Origin of the sequence: Kitasatospora sp. NPDC127111, from assembly GCF_042677465.1 — a bacterium.
Classification (GTDB): domain Bacteria; phylum Actinomycetota; class Actinomycetes; order Streptomycetales; family Streptomycetaceae; genus Kitasatospora.
In genome coordinates this window covers 22,999-39,726 of the sequence record NZ_JBHXTG010000009.1, presented here as the reverse complement: position 1 = coordinate 39,726, position 16,728 = coordinate 22,999, and the positions used below count along the sequence as shown (strand labels likewise).

The 16,728-nt window shown below is 75.6% G+C and carries 17 protein-coding genes; 4 read left to right on the top strand and 13 right to left on the bottom strand.

The features are described 5' to 3' along the window. The 10 genes from ACFVHB_RS08310 to ACFVHB_RS08265 form a co-directional block, all read right to left on the bottom strand. Complete coding sequence (locus tag ACFVHB_RS08310) at positions 1–888, bottom strand: LysR family transcriptional regulator (protein ID WP_380317036.1); 888 nt, start codon at positions 886–888, stop codon at positions 1–3. A 110-nt stretch (positions 889–998) separates the two neighbouring features. Further along, positions 999–1,736, bottom strand: coding sequence for a polysaccharide deacetylase family protein (locus tag ACFVHB_RS08305; RefSeq protein WP_380317033.1), 738 nt, complete (start codon positions 1,734–1,736; stop codon positions 999–1,001). A gap of 11 nt (positions 1,737–1,747) precedes the next feature. Then, on the bottom strand, positions 1,748–2,551 hold the full coding sequence (locus tag ACFVHB_RS08300) for an SDR family NAD(P)-dependent oxidoreductase (protein ID WP_380317030.1): 804 nt from the start codon (positions 2,549–2,551) through the stop codon (positions 1,748–1,750). A gap of 178 nt (positions 2,552–2,729) precedes the next feature. Further along, on the bottom strand, positions 2,730–2,993 hold the full coding sequence (locus ACFVHB_RS08295) for a hypothetical protein (protein ID WP_380317027.1): 264 nt from the start codon (positions 2,991–2,993) through the stop codon (positions 2,730–2,732). Between the two features lie 699 nt (positions 2,994–3,692). Then, positions 3,693–4,592, bottom strand: coding sequence for a hypothetical protein (locus ACFVHB_RS08290; protein WP_380317024.1), 900 nt, complete (start codon positions 4,590–4,592; stop codon positions 3,693–3,695). Positions 4,593–5,099: 507 nt separating this feature from the next. Next, a complete protein-coding gene (locus tag ACFVHB_RS08285; protein ID WP_380317021.1) occupies positions 5,100–6,830 on the bottom strand; it encodes a condensation domain-containing protein in 1,731 nt (576 codons plus the stop codon). Positions 6,831–6,958: 128 nt separating this feature from the next. Further along, positions 6,959–7,693 carry a 4'-phosphopantetheinyl transferase family protein gene (locus ACFVHB_RS08280; RefSeq protein ID WP_380317019.1) on the bottom strand — a complete coding sequence of 245 codons (735 nt, stop codon included), beginning with the start codon at positions 7,691–7,693 and terminating at the stop codon, positions 6,959–6,961. Further along, positions 7,690–8,517, bottom strand: a complete 828-nt coding sequence (locus ACFVHB_RS08275) for a hypothetical protein (protein ID WP_380317016.1) — start codon at positions 8,515–8,517, stop codon at positions 7,690–7,692. Before ACFVHB_RS08275 ends, ACFVHB_RS08280 begins: the two co-directional genes overlap by 4 nt. A 4-nt stretch (positions 8,518–8,521) precedes the next feature. After that, positions 8,522–8,812 (bottom strand): acyl carrier protein, encoded by a 291-nt coding sequence (locus ACFVHB_RS08270; RefSeq protein WP_380317013.1) that lies wholly within the window; start codon positions 8,810–8,812, stop codon positions 8,522–8,524. Between the two features lie 162 nt (positions 8,813–8,974). Next, a complete protein-coding gene (locus ACFVHB_RS08265; protein ID WP_380317011.1) occupies positions 8,975–9,907 on the bottom strand; it encodes a 3-oxoacyl-[acyl-carrier-protein] synthase III C-terminal domain-containing protein in 933 nt (310 codons plus the stop codon). A 103-nt stretch (positions 9,908–10,010) separates the two neighbouring features. Between ACFVHB_RS08265 and ACFVHB_RS08260 the strand changes: the two genes are divergently transcribed. From ACFVHB_RS08260 to ACFVHB_RS08245, 4 genes are all read left to right on the top strand, one after another. Then, positions 10,011–10,310, top strand: coding sequence for a hypothetical protein (locus tag ACFVHB_RS08260; protein WP_380317008.1), 300 nt, complete (start codon positions 10,011–10,013; stop codon positions 10,308–10,310). Continuing rightward, on the top strand, positions 10,307–11,488 hold the full coding sequence (locus ACFVHB_RS08255) for a glycosyltransferase (RefSeq protein ID WP_380317006.1): 1,182 nt from the start codon (positions 10,307–10,309) through the stop codon (positions 11,486–11,488). The genes ACFVHB_RS08260 and ACFVHB_RS08255 overlap by 4 nt, the downstream gene beginning before the upstream one ends. Before the next feature lie 90 nt (positions 11,489–11,578). Continuing rightward, on the top strand, positions 11,579–12,535 hold the full coding sequence (locus tag ACFVHB_RS08250) for an ATP-binding cassette domain-containing protein (protein ID WP_380317004.1): 957 nt from the start codon (positions 11,579–11,581) through the stop codon (positions 12,533–12,535). 26 nt (positions 12,536–12,561) lie between these two features. Next, entirely contained in the window at positions 12,562–13,326 is a 765-nt protein-coding gene (locus tag ACFVHB_RS08245; protein WP_380317001.1) for an ABC transporter permease, read from the top strand. A gap of 154 nt (positions 13,327–13,480) precedes the next feature. Here ACFVHB_RS08245 and ACFVHB_RS08240 read toward each other — a convergent pair whose 3' ends face one another. The 3 genes from ACFVHB_RS08240 to ACFVHB_RS08230 all read right to left on the bottom strand — a co-directional run bounded on the left by ACFVHB_RS08240 (position 13,481) and on the right by ACFVHB_RS08230 (position 16,727). Next, the gene (locus tag ACFVHB_RS08240) at positions 13,481–14,809 is read right to left on the bottom strand and encodes a PLP-dependent aminotransferase family protein (protein ID WP_380316998.1); all 1,329 of its coding nucleotides are present in this window, start codon (positions 14,807–14,809) and stop codon (positions 13,481–13,483) included. A gap of 38 nt (positions 14,810–14,847) precedes the next feature. Beyond that, the gene (locus tag ACFVHB_RS08235) at positions 14,848–15,807 is read right to left on the bottom strand and encodes an alpha/beta hydrolase (protein WP_380316995.1); all 960 of its coding nucleotides are present in this window, start codon (positions 15,805–15,807) and stop codon (positions 14,848–14,850) included. 149 nt (positions 15,808–15,956) lie between these two features. After that, positions 15,957–16,727, bottom strand: coding sequence for a methyltransferase domain-containing protein (locus ACFVHB_RS08230; RefSeq protein ID WP_380316992.1), 771 nt, complete (start codon positions 16,725–16,727; stop codon positions 15,957–15,959). Position 16,728 lies beyond the last annotated feature (1 nt).

Here is a 16,728-nt window from a genome sequence, read left to right as displayed (position 1 = left end):
TCAGAACCGGTAGGGGCCGAGATCGCGGACGACGTCGGCGAGCGCGCGGATCGGCTCGTTCTCCGCGTCGGTCCGCCAGACCAGGACGTAGGACAGGGTCGCCAGGTCGGGGACGGGTATCCAGCGGATGTTCGGCATGCCCCAGTGCCGGGTGACGTGGCTGGGGAAGCCGTGGATGATCTCGCCCATGCCCACCTGGTTGATCAGGTCCTCCGCGTTGGTCACCTGCCCCCCGCGCTCGATCGTCCGCCCCCGCGGCGTGCGGAAGGGCACGTAGCCGTCCTCCCAGTAGTCCGGAAGGCCGGGTGGCATGGGGTGCCGGAAGTCGGCGAACATCTCCAGCCGCACCGACGTCCGCCGGGCGAGCTCGTGGTCGGCGGTCACCGCGAGGATCCGCGGGTCCGTGAGCAGGACCGGGCCGACCGTGAAGTCCGGCTCGTCCACGGGCAGCCAGACGACCAGGACGTCCATCTCGCCCGCGCGGAGCCGGCCGAACAGATCCACGTAGTCCAGCTGGCGGATCTCCAGCTCCCACCGCGGGTGCCGCGAGCGGAACTCCCTCCAGTAGAAGTGCAGGTCGACGAGGTTGAACGGCATCATGCCGACGCGCAGCCGGCCGGTGACACCGCGCGCGGCCAGCCGGGCGCGTTCCAGGGACTCGTGCAGGCCCGCGTACACCGGCTGCAGGTCGTCGCGCAGCTGCCGGCCGACGTCGGTCAGCCGCACGGTGCGACTGGTGCGTTCGAACAGCGCGGCACCGATGCGCCGCTCCTGCTTCCTGATCGCCTGGCTCACCCGCGCCTGCGAAACCCGCAACCGCTCGGCGGTCCGGCCGAAGTGCAACTCCTCGGCCAGCACCAGGAAGATCTCGATGTCCCGCAGCTCCATGACGCCCCCCGCGTGCTCCCTCGCCGACGACTCAGTGGTTGTCGAGCCGCAGAAGTATACGGTGATCATGCTTTCTGACTGACGAACCGTTGAACCGTCGTCAGAGGTGGTCACCGCAGGCCGTGGTCGCGGATCGGGCCGAGGGTGAGGGCGCGGGTGCGGCAGTGGGCGGCGATGAGGGGGAGGGCGGCGAGGGTGGCGCGCCAGGAGTCGGGCGCCGAGGTGCAGTCGGAGTCGTGCAGGAGGAGGGTGGCGCCGCCGGTGAGGCCCGGGCGGGCGGTCGCGTAGACGGAGTCCGCGGTGGCGTGGTCGGTCCAGTCCCGCCCCCAGGCCGTCCAGAGCACGGTGCGCAGACCGAGGCGGCGGGCCGCGAGGGCCGGGCCGGCCGTGAGGACGCCGTAGGGCGGCCGGTACCAGCGCGGACGGGCGCCGCAGAACCCGGCGACCGCCTCGGTGGCGCGGCGCAGTTCGCGCAGGTCGCGGGCGGGGGCCGGGTACCACTGCTGCCGGTGGTGCCAGCCGTGGACGGCGACCTCGTGGCCGCGGGTCACCAGCTCGCGGCCGAGGCCGGGCGCGCGTTCCAGCATGGCGCCGAGCAGGAAGAAGGTGGCCCGGGCGCCGATCCCGTCCAGGGCGTCCAGGATGTACGGGGTGCTGCGCGGGTCGGGGCCGTCGTCGAAGGTGAGCGCCACGTGGTCGTCCTCGCCGCCGTAGCCGGCGGTGCCGCGGGCCACCGTACGGCGGACGGCGCTCAGGCGGACGGCGGCCGGTGCCAGGTGGAGGAACTCGACGCCCGCCGCCGCCAGGGCGGCCCGGCGGGCCGTGCGGGCCGTGCGGGCCCGGTCCATCGGCGCCCGCCTCAGCCGAAGCGGGAGGCCATCCGCCGGAACGTGCCCGGCGCGACGCCGTGGATGCGGGCCGGCAGGCCGAGCCAGCGGGGGACGAACGGCCGGTCGGCGGCCGTCGTGATGCTCGCGAGCACGGTGTCGGCGACCTGGTCGGGGGTGACCGGACGGGGGCGTTCGCGCTGGTACGGGGTGCCGCGCCGCTCGAAGAACGGGGTGTCCACCGCGCCGGGCAGCACGATCCGGACGCCGACGCCCGTCCCGCGCAGCTCGTACCAGAGGCTCTCGGCGAACATGGCCAGCCCCGCCTTGGTGGCCGCGTAGGCGGCCTCGTCGCGGACGCCGACCTGGCCGGCCATCGAGCCGAGCAGCACGATCCGGCCCCGGCGGCGCTCCAGCATGCCGGGCAGGAGCAGGCGGACCAGCCGCAGCGGGGCGGCGAGGTTGACCTCCAGCATCCGGTCCAGGGTGTCGGTGGGCGTCTCGGCGAAGGGCCCGCGCCAGCCGAGTCCCGCGCTCGCGATCAGCGCGTCCAGCCGGCCGGCGGCGGCGAGGGCGGCCTCGGCGAGGCGCTGCGGGCCGTCCGGCTTGGCGAGGTCCTCGGGCAGCGCGCGGCCGCCGGTGCGGGCGGCGACCGCCTCCAGCCGGGCGCGGTCGGTGCCGGAGAGCAGCAGCCGCCAGCCGGCCGCTGCGAGGCGGTCGGCGGTGGCCGCGCCGATGCCGGAGGAGGCTCCCGTGACCAGGGCCACCGGCGGGTCGGCCGCGGGGCGCCGGGTGTACCCGGGACGTCGGGCGGGTCGGTGGGCGTCGTCCGTCATGGCTCCTGCCGCTCTGTGCGCGCCGTGCCGAGTGCCCGCCCGGGTGGTGCGAGACGTCCCGGTCGAGGCGGTCGGCCCGGCGAGTTGGTCCGGCAAGTCACCATCGCACGGTCGCGCCGTTCGGGCGACCGGACGGGCCGGGCGGGCGGGCAGGGCGGGCAGGGGTGTCGGCCGGCGGCTACTGGCCGCCGTCGCCGCCCCCGTTGCCGCCCCCGTCGCCGCCGCCGTTGCCGCCGCCGTTGCCGCTGTCGCCGCCCGAGCCGATGCTGCGGCGCCGGCGCCGGCGCCGGTTCTTCTCGGCCCGGCGCACCAGTTCCCCCGCGCCCAGCGTCGCGTTCGCCACGAGGCGCACCCAGCCGGGGCCGCCGCGATCCGCCCACACCACGCAGACGCATCCGCCGATGACGAGCACCAGGAGGCCGAGCAGCAGCAAACCGATCATGTTCCCCACCCTTGCGGTCGTTCGTACAGTACCGGTGATCATGGCAGGCCGGGCGGAGGTTTCCGAAGGGGCACCCCGGCCCACCCGCCGTCCGGTCCGGGCGCGGGCGGGCGTCGAGGGACGCACGGTAACGGCGACGCGCCCTCGAATCGCGCACCGACACCGACACCGGCTCGACGGGCGGCCGCGGTGCGGTTCCGGACGTCCGCCGGAGCCTTCGGGGATTCGACCACACGGGCGAGGAGCGCGCGGCACGACGAGTGCCGACCGGGCACGTTCGCCGCCGGTCGGTCACCGTCCACCGGTCTTCGATTCCTCCGGCGACGGCACCCGGCGCACCGGCCGGGCCGACGTCACCGCGAACATCGCCGACTCCGACCTCGACCGCGCCACCGTCACCGGCCCGGCCCTGGCGGCCTGACCGACCCGCGCACCGAGGAGGAGGAACGCGCGGCACGACGAGTGCCGACCGCGCACGTTCGCCGCCGGTCGGTCACCGTCCACCGGTCTTCGGTTCCTCCGGCGACGTGCATCCGGCGTACCGGCCCGGCCGACGTCACCGCGTACATCGCCGACTCCGGCCTCCACCGCGCCGCCGGCACCGGCCCGGTCCTGGCGGCCGCCTGACCGACCCGCGCACCGAGGAGGAGGACGCGGGCGGCCCACGCCCCCGGGCCGGGCGCCCCCGCCGTCAGGGCGTCAGCACCACGGCGGCAGCGCGGCTTCGCCGGCCTCAGCGGCCTCGTCCACGGCCGGGCGGTCGGCGCGGCCCACCTCGGCCTCCACCTCGCCGAAGCGCGACAGCACGAACGTGCCGCCGACCGCCACCGCGAACCCGGTCAGCGCGCACCAGGCGTAGCCGGGGCGGGCGGCGTCGCCCAGGGCGGCCACGCCCACCAGCGCCGGGCCGAAGGTCTCGGCCACCGTCCCGGCCGCTGTCGCCGCCGTCACCGTGCCGCGCTGCAACGCGAGCGCGTACGCGAGGTAGCCGCCGAGGCCGCCGAGGGCGAGCGCGTACGCCGCCGGGTCGGTGAACACGTCGAGCGGCCCGCCGACGTCGAGGACCCGGACGGCCAGACTGGTCACGCCGAAGCCGACCCCGGCGAGCAGGCCGAGGCCGGCCGCCGCCACGTTGCCGCTGCGCCGGGCCAGCAGCAGGGTGAGCAGCAGCATCACGGCAGTGGTCGCGAGCAGCGCCCAGTGGAAGGCGGGTGGGGCGTGGTCGCGCCCCTCCCGGCCGGAACCGAGCGCGAGCAGCGTCAGGCCGACGACCACGGCGGCGATGCCGACCAGGTCGCCGCGCCGGAGCCGGGCGCCGAGCAGCCGGGCGGCGGCGAGCGCGGTGACGGCGAGGCTGGCGTTGGTGACGGACTGCACGAGGAACAGCGGCAGGGTGCGGAGGGCGACGATGCTCAGCACGAAGCCCGCGATGTCCAGCCCGGTGCCCAGCAGGAACTGCCACGACCGCACCAGCGCGGCCAGCAGCCCGACCCGCACCCGGTCCGCCCGGGGCGCCGACCGGGCGCCGCGCGCTTGGAAGACCGAACCGAAGCCGAAGCAGACGGTCGCGACCAGCGCGGTGGTGAGTCCGAGCAGCATGCCTCTCCCAGCCTCGGCGGCAGGATCCACCACCAGTCTGGTCTCCCGGCCCGCCCGTCGCACACCCCGGCCGGCGGCGGCCGGGCGCCCCGGGCGGCGGGGCGCGCGACCGCCCGAACCACGGGGAGTGGGCACCGACCGGGCGAGGGCATGCGGGATGCTCCTACGGCCGTCAAGCCGGTGGAGCGCGCAGCACCGAACGGCCTCGACCAGGCCGTCTTGGCTCTTGGGGATGCCGGTGGCCCGGCCGGACAGGACGGGCGGTTGCGGCGGCGTAGGCGTCGACCGGGTCGGACTTGCCCCTCATCCGGCGCGTCTCGTGGTCCGGCCGGTCGACGTCGACGACCGTGACCCCGGCCGCGGCCAGCACTCGGGCGAGTTCGGCCCCGTAGGCGCCGGTGCCCTCCACGCCGGTCGCGGTCGGCGTGCCGTGGGGGCATCCAGTCCAGCAGGTCCCGGTATCCGCGGACGGGCCGGGAAGCGCGCCGACGGGGCGGGGCACGCGGGTCAGGCGAGGCCTGGGAGCCGGGCGGCGGTCGCCGGGTCGCGGCCGGTGCCCTCGGCCAGCACCGCCAAGTCCCGCCAGAGTGGCGGGCCGACCACGGCCGTGACCGCGGCGTGCACGGTGTAGTGGTGCGGCGCCATCGCCGTGTCACGGCCGGGGAGCGCGTCGATCACCGCACGGTGGACCGCGCGCGGGGTGAGCGTCGGGTCGGGGGTGGCGATCCGCGCGGAGAGGCGGCCGTCCCGCAGGGCCACGTCGGTCGCGGCGCCGGGGAGGGCGTCGGCGAGCAGGGACCGGACGGCGTCCAGGTCGATCCAGCAGTCGTCGACCAGGTGCCAGTCGCCGATGCGCACCGCGGGCCGCAGTCCGGCCAGCGCCGGGAGGTCGGCCAGCGGGAGCGGGCCGTTCGCGGCGGCCTTCAGGACGGCGGGCAGGGCGAGCGCGAAGCGTTCGGTCTCCTCCCGGTCGAGCACCTGCGGGCAGGCGAGCAGCGCGAACTCCAGGCTGCCCGAGGTCCGCAGGACGGTGAGCAGGGTGCGGACCGGCAGCGGCTGGTCGGGCAGCCAGGTGAGTTCGGGGTCGGCGACCGGGGCCGGGCGGGCCTCGGACATCGCCTCGGGGATGGCCAGGCTGAGGTCGTTGACGACCACCTGGCGGGCGAAGCGGACGCCGCGTACGTGGGCCACGTCCTCGACCAGCTGCCAGACCTTGTCGGCGTTGAGGGTGCTGTGCCAGTAGCCGGCGAGGGCGGCCGCCTTCGCCCGGCCGATCAGTTCGTCCAGGTCGGTGGTGCCGGTGTCCAGGGCGAGCAGGGCGTCCTGGGCGAGGGTGCCGATGTGGTCGGCCAGCACGGCGCGCTGGCGGTTGGCGGAGAGCGCGGCCAGGACGAGCCCGGTCCGGCCGGCCCGCTGGGCGACCAGGGCGGCGAAGGCCGCGAGCAGCACGACCGAGGGGGTCGCGCCGGTGCGCCGGGCGGCGGCGGCGAGGTCGGCGGCGGCGGAGCGGGAGCGCAGCACCACGGCGGACAGGGTGGTCGCCGGGCCGGTGATCCGCGAGTCGGCGTAGACCGCCTGCGGGCCGGTGGTGAGGATCCTCTCCCAGTGCTTGAGGGCGGCCGCGGCCTTGCGCCGGCCCTGGTCGCTCCGTTCCCGGGCGGCCACCTGCAGCGGGGTGAGCGCGGTGGCGGGCGGTAGTTCCTTGCCGGCGGCGAGGGCCAGCCAGTCCTGGATCAGCAGGGTGGTCGCTACTCCGTCGGCGCCGGCGTGGCAGACCACCACGATGAGCCGCAGCGCCCGGTCGCCGTCCGCCAGCACGGTGAAGCGGAGCCGGGGGGCGGCCGCGAGGTCGAACGGGACGGCCACCTCGACGCGGCCCGCCTCGGCGGCGAGCAGGTCGAGTTCGGCGTCCGTCCGGCCGGGCCCGGGGTCGTGCACGACGACGGTGAACTCGCCCTGGCCGTGCACCTCCTGGCGTTCCGGGAACGCGTCCGGGCCGTCGCCCGGCGGGAAGACGGTGCGCAGCGAGTCGTGCCGCTCGATCAGCGCCCGCAGTGCGTCGAGGGCGGCGGGCAGGGTGGTTCCGTCGGGGACCGGCCAGACCGCCTCCTTGTTGATCTGCTCCGGGGGGTCACTGCGGATGCAACGGATCATGTTGTCCTGGCCGAGGGTGAGCGGCCCGGAGCCACTGCTCGCGCCGCCGTACCGGACGGTGATCCGCCGGGTGGTCTCTGTCACGTCGTCCGTACCCTTCGGCTTGCCGGGGTTGTCAGGGGGGTGTCGCGTGGTGTCAGGAGTGTCGGGCTGCCAGAAGGCGAGCCGATCCGTGGTACGGCCGGCGCACGGCGAGAGGATCTGACTCGCCGTCAATCTCCAGTAGCGGAAAGAGTGGTGAGCCGGGAAGGCGCGGTCCAGTGGTACACCCGGAGCCGGAACGGGCGGTCGCCGAGGGCCGCCACCGCGGCGCGGAACGGCCCGGGCACCACGGCGTCCGCGATCCGGCACGGGCCGCCGCCGAGGGAGCCCGTGTCGGCGAGGACGAGCGGCGCCGGGCCGGCCAGCGGCAGCCCGAAGCCTTGGACCAGCCGTCCGCCGTACGCCTTGACGCAGGCCTCGCGGCGGCACCACAACTCGGTGAACCGCTCGGCGAGTACGGCAGGCGAGGCGGATCCGACCAGGGCCGCGGCTTCGGCCGCCGGGAAGTAGCGTTGGGCGATCCGGGCGGCGACGTGCGGGTCGCGGATCTCCTCGACGTCGGCGCCGACCGGGCGGCCTTCGCTCAGCGCGATGACGGCGAGCCCGCCGGAGGCGGAGTAGCTCACGCCGAGGCCGCGCCCGGGATTCCCGGCCGGCTCGGGTTTGCCGTGCGGGCCGTACCGCCAGGCGAGTTCGTCCGGCCGCACGCCCAGTCGCTCGGCCACGAGCAGCCGGACGACGCCGTGCACGACGGTGAAGCGGTGGCCGAGGACGGGGTCGGGGCCCGCGGCGCGGGCGCGTTCGGCGGGGTCGAGCAGTCGCCCCAACTCCTCGGCCACGTCGCCCGGTTGGTCGGTCGGAAGCACCCAGAGGTCGATGACGTCGACCGCGCGCCCGGTGGTCATGGCCCGGCCCGGAGCGTCAGGGTGCTGAGGATGCCGAGCCGGCGGTCGAGGGCGGCGGCCAGCACCGCCCGTCGCTCCGCCCGCCAGGCGGGGAGCTGTTCGGCCAGCGCCGACCAGAGTCCGGTGAAGGGCTGTCCGGGGGTCGCCGTCACCACCCCGGCGGACTCCGGGCCGGCTGCCAGGCCGGGGCCGAGCAGCACGGCGACCCCCTCACCCAGCGCCCGCGCCTCCTCGTGGACGGCCTTCTCCACTAGTTGGGTATGACACAAAGGAGATTGACGGATGGTCAGGGCCGCTCCGCCGTCGGTCTCGTCGCAGACCAGCACGACCGCGCAGTGCCGCTCGGGCAGGTCGACGGGCTCGGCGGCCCGGTAGTGCAGCGCGGTCTGCTCGGCCAGCACCACCACCGCGCGCCGGCAGGCCCCGGTGCGGTGGTACTCGTCGGCGATCCGCAGGGCGGTGAAGGCGGCGGCCGTTCCCTGGTCGCAGACGGCGAAGGAGAGCGGCCGGCCGGGGCAGGACCGGCTGAGCGCCAGCGAGCTGGGCGCACCCGGGCGGACGTCCGGGGAGTCGAAGGCCAGGATCAGCAGGTCGACCGGCCGGCCGTCGGAGAGCGCCGCGCCCAGCAGGCCCTCGGCCATCTCCTGGTAGGAGTGGCCGGCGCCCTCGACGAGCAGGTCCTCCCGCAGCGGCAGGCCGTACGGGCGGACCAGGTCCGACACGAAGACCCGCAGGTCCGGGTCGAGCGAGGTCTCCGACCGGCCGTCGACGTAGCCCGTCAGGGCGCGGGTGAGGGTCAGGGCCGGAGCGGGAGCGGCGGGCACCCGGTCAGTCCTCGGCGATGACGTGGCCGGCCACGTAGTCGGCCAGGCTGGTCACCGAGCGCAGGTCGTCCTCGCCGATCTGCTCCACGTCGACCTGAATGTCCAGCGCCTCCTCCACTTCGAGGATCAGCTCGATGGTGCTGGCCGAGGTGAGGCCGAGGTCGTCGAAGAGGCAGGCGTTCTCCGGGATCTCCGGGAGGTCGCGCTTGAGGACGCGCGGCAGCAGCTCGCCGAGGCTCTGCAGGATCCGGTCGCGCAGTTCGGTGTCAGTGGTCTGGACCGCGGGGTCTGGCATGGATGTCCCGTCCCGTCGTGCGTGAGAGGTGGTGGATGCGATGACCGGGGCCCCACGGGGGAGGCAGCCGTCTTCGCGAGGCCGGGGGCGGCGCCGAGGGGGCGCCGGAGCCGAACCACGGCCGGGCCGGCGCTTCGTCGGGTTCCCGTTCCCGACGGAGCGTCAGTGCTCGACGGCCATGGCGGAGAAGGTGGCTCCGATGCCGGCGGCGGCGATCAGGTAGCGGTCGCCGCGGCGGAGCAGCCCCCGTGTGGTGGCGGTGTGGAGATTGATGAGGCCGTCCGCAGCGAAACTGTGCCCGACCGACGGCACGTTGTCCAGCACCACCTTGTCGACCGGGTACCCGATCCGGCGGCAGATCGACCGCCACGAGGCCTGGTTGACGTTGTGCGGAAGGACGGCGGCCAGGTCCGAGAGGTCCAGACCTGCCTGGTCGAGGGCGGCCTCGATCGCCTCGATCATCACCGTCGGGTACTCCCGCTGGTAGCGGGCGAGCAGGTCCGGGTCCTCGGCGAGCCGGCCGTCGAACTCGGGCCGGTGGCGGACGGCGTAGGAGAGCACGCGGTTGCGTTCGCCGGTCGCGCGGACCAGGCAGGCGGCCGCGCCCTCGGCGAAGATCCCGGTCTCGGGCACCACCTGGGCGTCCTTGGTGAAGGTCTTCTCCCCGGCCAGGACCAGCGCCAGCGCCTCCGGGTCGTCGGCGCCGGCCAGCAGCCGGCCGGCGAGGTCGACGGCCAACAGGCCCACCGCGCAGGCGTGGTGGGTGACGGTGAAGGCGCTGGCGTGCGCCAGGCCGTAGCGGTCGAGCAGGTCGTGCAGCGGGTTGAGCGGGTACGGCACCGCCACCGGCATGCTGCGCGCATGGATCACGAAGCGGACGTTCCGTTCGCGTCCGCGCAGCTCCGGAAGCGCCTCGACGGCGGCGCCGAGCAGGTCGGGCAGCTTCCCGCCCGGGTCCAGCCGCAGCTGGTCCAGGCCGTGGAAGCGGCGGAAGAGTCGAAGTTGACGTGGGGTCAGGCCGATCCGGTCGCCCACCGCCTCGATGGGCACGGTGTGGTGGGGGAGGTGAACGGCCACTGCCTCCAGTGCGGTCACCCGGGCTAGTATTCCGACGCCCGACGGGTCGCACAAGTGATCTCGGGCCCTTCGGACTCCCGTCCCCCTCGCCCCCTTGCCGTCGAGCCGGTGGAGCCTCCCCGTGACCGATCGTGATCCCGCCCTCCCCCCTGCCCCGGTCCGCCCCGACCTGGTCGAACTGCTGGTCGCGGCGGCCGACGCGCCGCCGCGATGGGCCGCGCTGGTCACCCCGCGGGCCCGGCTGGACGCCGACCTGCTGCTCGACGAGTGCGAACTCGCTACGCTGGACGCCCTGCTGACCGAGCGGTTCGGGGCCGCTGCCGGGCTGGCCGCGCTGCGCGCCGGGCTGGACCTGCCCGGACTGGAGGCGCTGACCGTCGCCGACGTGCAGCAACTGCTGCCCGCGGAGGCGGCCCGGTGAGCCGGTTCCTGCTGGTCGTCCCGCCGTTGACCGGGCACGTGAACCCGACCGTCGGGATCGCCCGGGAGCTGACCGCCCGCGGGCACGAGGTGGCCTGGACGGGCACCGAGACGGTGCTGCGGCCCCTGCTCGGGCCGGACGCGCGGGTGCTGGGCACCGGCACCCGGGCCTTCCGAGCACAGGGCGGGCACGGGCTGGCCGCGCTGCGTTCGCTCTGGGAGGGGTTCATCGTCCCGTACGCGCGGTTCACCACGAAGCCGCTGGACGCGGTGGTGCGGGAGTTCCGGCCGGACGCGCTGCTGGTCGACCAGCACACCCCGGCGGGCGCGCTGGTCGCGCACCGGCACGGGCTGCCGTGGGCGAGCCTGGCGCCGGGCGCGATGGAGCTGGGCCGGCCGTTCCGGGCGTTGCCGCAGGTCGAGGCGTGGATGACCGGGCAGCTCCGCGGGCTCTGGCAGCGGGCCGGACTGCCCGAGGACGAGTACACCGATCCGCGCTTCTCCCCCGCCCTGGTCCTGGCGACGACCGGGGCCGCGCTGACCGGCCCGCCGGCGTTCCCGGCGCAGGTCGCCCTGGTCGGGCCGGTGCTGTCCGGGCGGCCGGCCGATCCGTCCTTCCCCTGGGAGCGGCTGGCGCCCGGGCGGCGGCGGGTGCTGGTCACCATGGGCACGCTGGCCGGCGAACTCGGCGCCGGCTTCCACGCCCGGGCCGTCGAGGCGCTCGCGCTGTGCGGGGACGACGTGCAGCCGGTGATCGCGGCCCCGCGCGCGCTGCTGCCCGAACTGCCGGAGCACGCGGTCGCGGTGGACCGGGCGCCGGTGCTGGAGCTGATGGCGCGCGGCGCGCTGGACGCGGTGCTCTGCCACGGCGGGATGAACACCGTCGGCGAGGCGCTCGCGCACGGGCTGCCGCTGGTGACCGCGCCCATCCGGCACGACCAGCCGTTCGTCGCGGCGCAGGTCAGCGCGGCCGGCGCCGGGCTGCGGGTGCCGTTCGCCCGGGTGACACCGGAGCAGCTGGCGGCCCGGCTGCGCACCGTGCTGGACTCGGACGCCCACCGGGAGGCCGCCGCCCGGGTCGGGGCGGCGTTGCTGGCCGGCGGTGGGGCGGTGGCGGCGGCCGACCGGCTGGAGGCGCTGGTCGCGGGCGGGACGGACCGTCGGAATCCATTGGTCTAGGCCATTGTTTCCGGGGTGCCCCAGCCTCTAGGGTGGCGCGCACACCCCTTCCGCAGTACTCCTTCCCGCATCCCCGTACGGGAGTTCCGGTTGATCGAGACCAAGGGACTTCGCAAGTCCTATCCCTCCAAGAAACGCGGCCAGAGCGCCGTCGACGCCGTGCGCGGCATCGACCTGGCCGTGGCCGCGGGCGAGATCTTCGGCTTCCTCGGCCCCAACGGCGCCGGCAAGACGACCACGCTGCGCATGCTCGCCACCCTCATCCGGCCGGACGGCGGCGAGGCCCGGATCGCCGGCGCCGACCTGCTCGCCGACCCGGCCGAGGTCCGCCGCCGGATCGGCTACGTCGCCCAGGGCGGCGGCACCACCGACGCCGTCAGCGCCCGCGAGGAGCTGGTGCTCCAGGCACGGATGCACGGCACCGGCAAGGCCACGGCGCTGCGGCGCGCCGAGGAGGCGCTCCGGGCCTTCGGGCTCACCGAGTTCGCCGATCGCGCGTGCCGCACGTACTCCGGCGGCCAGCGCCGCCGGGTCGACATCGCGCTCGGCGTCGTCCACGCACCCCGGGTGCTCTTCCTCGACGAGCCCACCGTGGGCCTCGACCCGGCCGGCCGGGGCCAGGTCTGGGCGGAGATCCGCCGGCTGCGCGACGAGGGCATGACGGTGGTGGTGACCACGCACTACCTGGAGGAGGCCGACGCGCTCTGCGACCGGGTGGCGATCGTCGACCACGGCGGGATCGTCGCCGAGGGCACGCCCGAGACGCTCAAGCGCGAGATCTCCGGCGACGTGCTGCTGGTCGGCCTGCCCGCCGGGGAGACCGGGCGGGCCACCGAGGCCCTGCGCGAACAGGCCGTCCTGCACCGGTTGGAGGTGCAGGGCGAGGACGGCCTGCGGCTCTACCTGGACGACGGCGCCGCCGCGATCCCGCAGGTGCTGCGCGCCCTCGACGCGGCCGGCGTGGTGCCCGGCACCGTGCGGCTGCAACGCCCCAGCCTGGACGACGTGTTCCTGGCCCGCACCGGCCGCTCGATCGAGCAGTCCTGACCTTTCGACTCCCCCGAGGGGCTCCCATGAAGCTCGCCCGCGACACCTGGCTGGTCTTCCAGCGCCAGCTGCTGCTCATGTGGCGGACACCGGTCTGGATCGCCGTCGGGGTGATCCAGCCGGTGTTCTACCTGCTGCTGTTCGCGCCGCTGCTCAAGAAGGTGCTGGCACCGATGGGTGCGACCACCTACGCCGAGGCCTACCAGATCTACGTGCCGGGCCTGTTGGCGGTGCTGTGCATCTTCGGCGGCCTCTACACCGGGTTCGGTCTGCTCGGCGAGCTCAGGGCCGGCATCATCGAACGGGCCCGGGTGACCCCGGTCAGCCGGCTGGCACTGCTGCTGGGCCGGGCGCTGCGGGAGACGGTGGCGCTGCTGGTGCAGGCCGTGATCATCACGCTGATCGCGCTGGCGTTCGGCCTCCGGGTCGGCCCGGTGGACCTGCTGCTCGCCTACCTGCTGCTCGGTCTGCTGGCCCTGATGACCTCGGCGATCTCCTACGGGATCGCCCTGCTGCTGCCGGCCGACGAGGCGATGGCGCCGGTGGTGAACACCATCGCGCAGCCGATCGCGCTGCTCTCCGGGGTGCTGCTGCCGCTGGCGCTGGCCCCGGTGTGGCTGCAGTCCATGGCCAAGTGGAACCCCTTCTACTGGGCCGTGGAGGGCATGCGGGCCCTGTTCTCGGGGCACGTCGGGGACAGCGCGGTCTGGCAGGGGCTGCTGGTCGTCGTGGTGATGACGGTGGCGGCGGTGTACTGGTCGGCGCGGCTGTTCTCCACCCGGGTGCGCTGAGCCTCCCGGGGTGCGCCGAGCCTCCGGGGTGTGCTGAGCCTCCGGGGTGTGCTGAGGCTCCCGGGTGCGCCCCGGTACCCGGGTGCGCCGAGCCCCGGGGCGCGTGCGGCAGGGGGCGGGACCGTCGTGGTCCCGCCCCTCGGCCGTGCCCTCGCTACGCGGCCGACTCGCGGATGAACCGGGCCAACGCGGCGACGCCGTCCACGATCTGCCGCTCGCTCAGCGCGCTGATGGACAGCCGCAGCCGCCGCTCTCCCCCGCCCGCCGGGTAGAACGGCGCCATCGGCGTCCAGAGCACGCCGTGGTCGCGGGCGCACCGCTCCATGGCCGCCTCGTCGGCCTCGAAGGGCACGGCCAGCACGGCGAAGAAGCCGCCCTCCGGCCGGTTCCAGGACAGCCCCAGCCGACGGCGCTCCGCCGCGGGGAAGTGCCGCTCCAACTCCCGCAGCAGGACAGTCAGGTTGGCCGCGTAGTGGGCCGTCGCCCGGGCGTTGGCGGCGCGCAGCCGGCAGTCGTGCCGCAGCAGCATGCCGCCGATCACCGCCTGGCTGAGCGCGGGCGTGTTGACCGTCGTCATGCTCTTCAGCCTGGCCAGCTCGTCGGCGAGCAGCGAGCGCCGTCCGCCGGGCCCGGCCACCTCCTGGTCGGCCACGACGTAGCCGAGCCGGGCGCCGGGGAAGCAGGTCTTGGCGAAGGAGCCGAGGTGGACGACCTGGCGGCGGCGGTCCAGCGCCTTCAGGGTGGGCCGCTCACCGGGCTCACGGGCGAAGAAGCCGTACGGATTGTCCTCGATGACGAGCAGGCCCTCCTCGGCGGCCGCGTCCAGCAGCCGGGCCCGGGCGGGGACCGGCATGCTGGTGCCGGAGGGGTTGGCGAAGTCGGGGACGACGTAGAGCGCCCGGGGGCGCCGGCCGCCGGCCCGGACGGCGCGGGCGGCGGCGCGGACGGCCTGCGCGTCGGGGCCGCCCTCGGGGGCCTCGGGCACCGGGACGGTGGTCAGGTCGAGCAGCCGGGCGGCACCGGTCACGCCGACGTAGCAGGGCGAGCTGACCAGCAGGACGTCGTCCGGGCCCGCGCACAGGGCGCGCAGCGTCAGCAGCATGCCCTCCTGGGCGCCGATGGTGAGCACCAGGGCCTCGGGCGGGACGGTCAGGCCCTCGTCGTGGGCGAGGGTGCGGGCGACCAGGTCGGGGATGATGCCCTTGGTCGGCCCGTACTGGAACAGCGTGGTGCGGACGGCGTCCCGGTCGAGGCCGCGGGCGGCCAGGTGGTCCAGGTAGGTGTCCAGGTGGGCGTGGACGTCCTCGGGTTCGAAGAAGCCCTCGTAGGGGCGGCCGGGGGCGAAGGAGACGGCCCCGGGGTAGCGGGTGGTGACCTCGTTGAGGAAGGTCATCGCGTCCAGCAGCGGGTCGGCGAGCGAGGCGTGCAGGTCCGCGAGCTCCAGCGGCCGCACCGCATCCGGCCGCACGGGCGCCGGCCGCACGGGCTCACACCCGATGTCCGGCCCGGTCGCGGGCGCGCTCATCGGAGGGCCTCGCGCAGCCGCTCGGCGGCGTACCGCTGGGCCTCGCCGGCGGCGTCCAGGACACCCGTCATGGCGAAGAAGCCGTGCGGCATGCCCGCGTACCGCCGGGACTCGACGGGGACGCCGGCCGCGCGCAGCGCCTCGGCGTAGCGCTCGCCCTCGTCGCGCAGCGGGTCGTACTCGGCGGTGATGACGGTGGCGGGCGGCAGCCCGGCCAGGCTCGGGGCGCGCAGCGGGGAGGCGTGCGGGTGGTCGCCGTCGGCCGGGTCGGCCAGGTAGTGGCCCCAGTACCAGGCGACCGAGCGGCGGTTGAAGAGCAGCGGGTCGTCGTACTCGCGCAGCGAGGCGGTGGCGGCCCGGTGGTCGGTGTTGGGGTAGACGAGCAGTTGGTGGCGCAGGGCCGGGCCGCCCTCGTCGCGGGCGAGCAGGGTGAGCGCGGCGGCGAGGTTGCCGCCGGCGCTGTCGCCGGCGACGGCGAGGCGGTCCGGGTCGATGCCGAGGCCCGCGGCGTGCCCGGCCAGCCAGCGGGCGGCGGCCCGGCAGTCGTGGACGGCGGCGGGGAAGGGGTGTTCGGGGGCGAGGCGGTAGCCGACCGAGGCGGTGACGCAGCCGACGGCGTTGGTGAGCCGGCGGCAGATCGCGTCGCTGGTGTCGGGCGAGCCGAGGGTCCAGCCGCCGCCGAAGAGGTAGAGCAGCGCGGGGCGGGCGCCGTCCGCCGTACCGTCGGGCTGCGCGGCGGACGGCTCGGGCCGGTAGAGGCGGAGGGCGAGGTCGCCGCCGGGGCCGGGGATGCGGTGCTCCTCGACGGCGGCGACGGACTCGGGGGTGCCGGCGGCGGCCCGGATGTCGGCGAGGTCGGCGGCGCGCGCCTGGGCCGGGGTCAGGGTGTAGAGCGGCGGTGTGCCGGCCCGTGCGCGGCGCTCGCGCAGGGCCTGGGCCTGGGGGTGCAGGGGCATGGTCTTCCCATCGGGCTGGGGGCTCGGGCGTTCCGTGGTCGACGCCCGCGGGTCGACGGCGCGGGGGGCCGGTGACGGTGCGGGGCGGCGGGCACGGGCGGGAGGGGCAGCGGGCACGGTGTGGGACGGTGGCTACGGCGGGGCGGCGGTCAGCGGTCGGCCTCGACGTAGATCGTCTCGTCGGTGCGGAAGGCGGTGTCGAGGTCCGCCACGTCGGCGCGGGCACCCTGCCGGTAGCCGCAGTGCCGGATCCGCCCGGGCTCGAAGCCGGCCAGGGTGAGGACGTGCCGCAGCTCGTCCAGGTCGTAGATCCACTGGTGGCCGTAGTACCGGAAGATCTGGTTGACCAGGAAGGCCGGGCGGTCCGGCATCGGCGGGCCGAAGCCCATGGTGGTGAGGCGGCGCCGGTGCTTGGCGAGGAAGCCGTCGCCGGTGGCGTAGCCGACCAGGTAGCGGGCCAGGTCGGGGGTGGTGAGGCGGAGGACGCCGCCGGGGCGCAGCACCCGCCGGGCCTCGCGCAGCCAGCCGACGGCGACCGGCAGGGTGACGTGCTCGATCAGGTGCTCGGCGTAGACCCAGTCGACGCTGGCGTCGGCGAACGGCAACGGGCGGGCGATGTCCAGCCGGGTGAACCAGCGGTCACCGTCGACGCGGTAGAGGGTGCCGGGTTCGGCGACGGCGTCGGGGCTGCGCAGGGCGGTGAGGTCGGTGCCGAGGCCGGTCGGGTGGGCGGTCCGGAAGGCGGCGAACTCGATGCCGGTGAGGCCGAGTTCGGTGAAGTCGTGGTGGTCGTGCGGGAGCCGCTCGGCCGGTTCGAGGGTCTTGCAGGTGGCGACCTGCTCGCTGACCGCGTCGAGGCGGGCGGCGAGGCTCTCGGGGTCGTCCCAGTCCCAGCCGGGGAAGGCGTCCTGGTTCTTCATG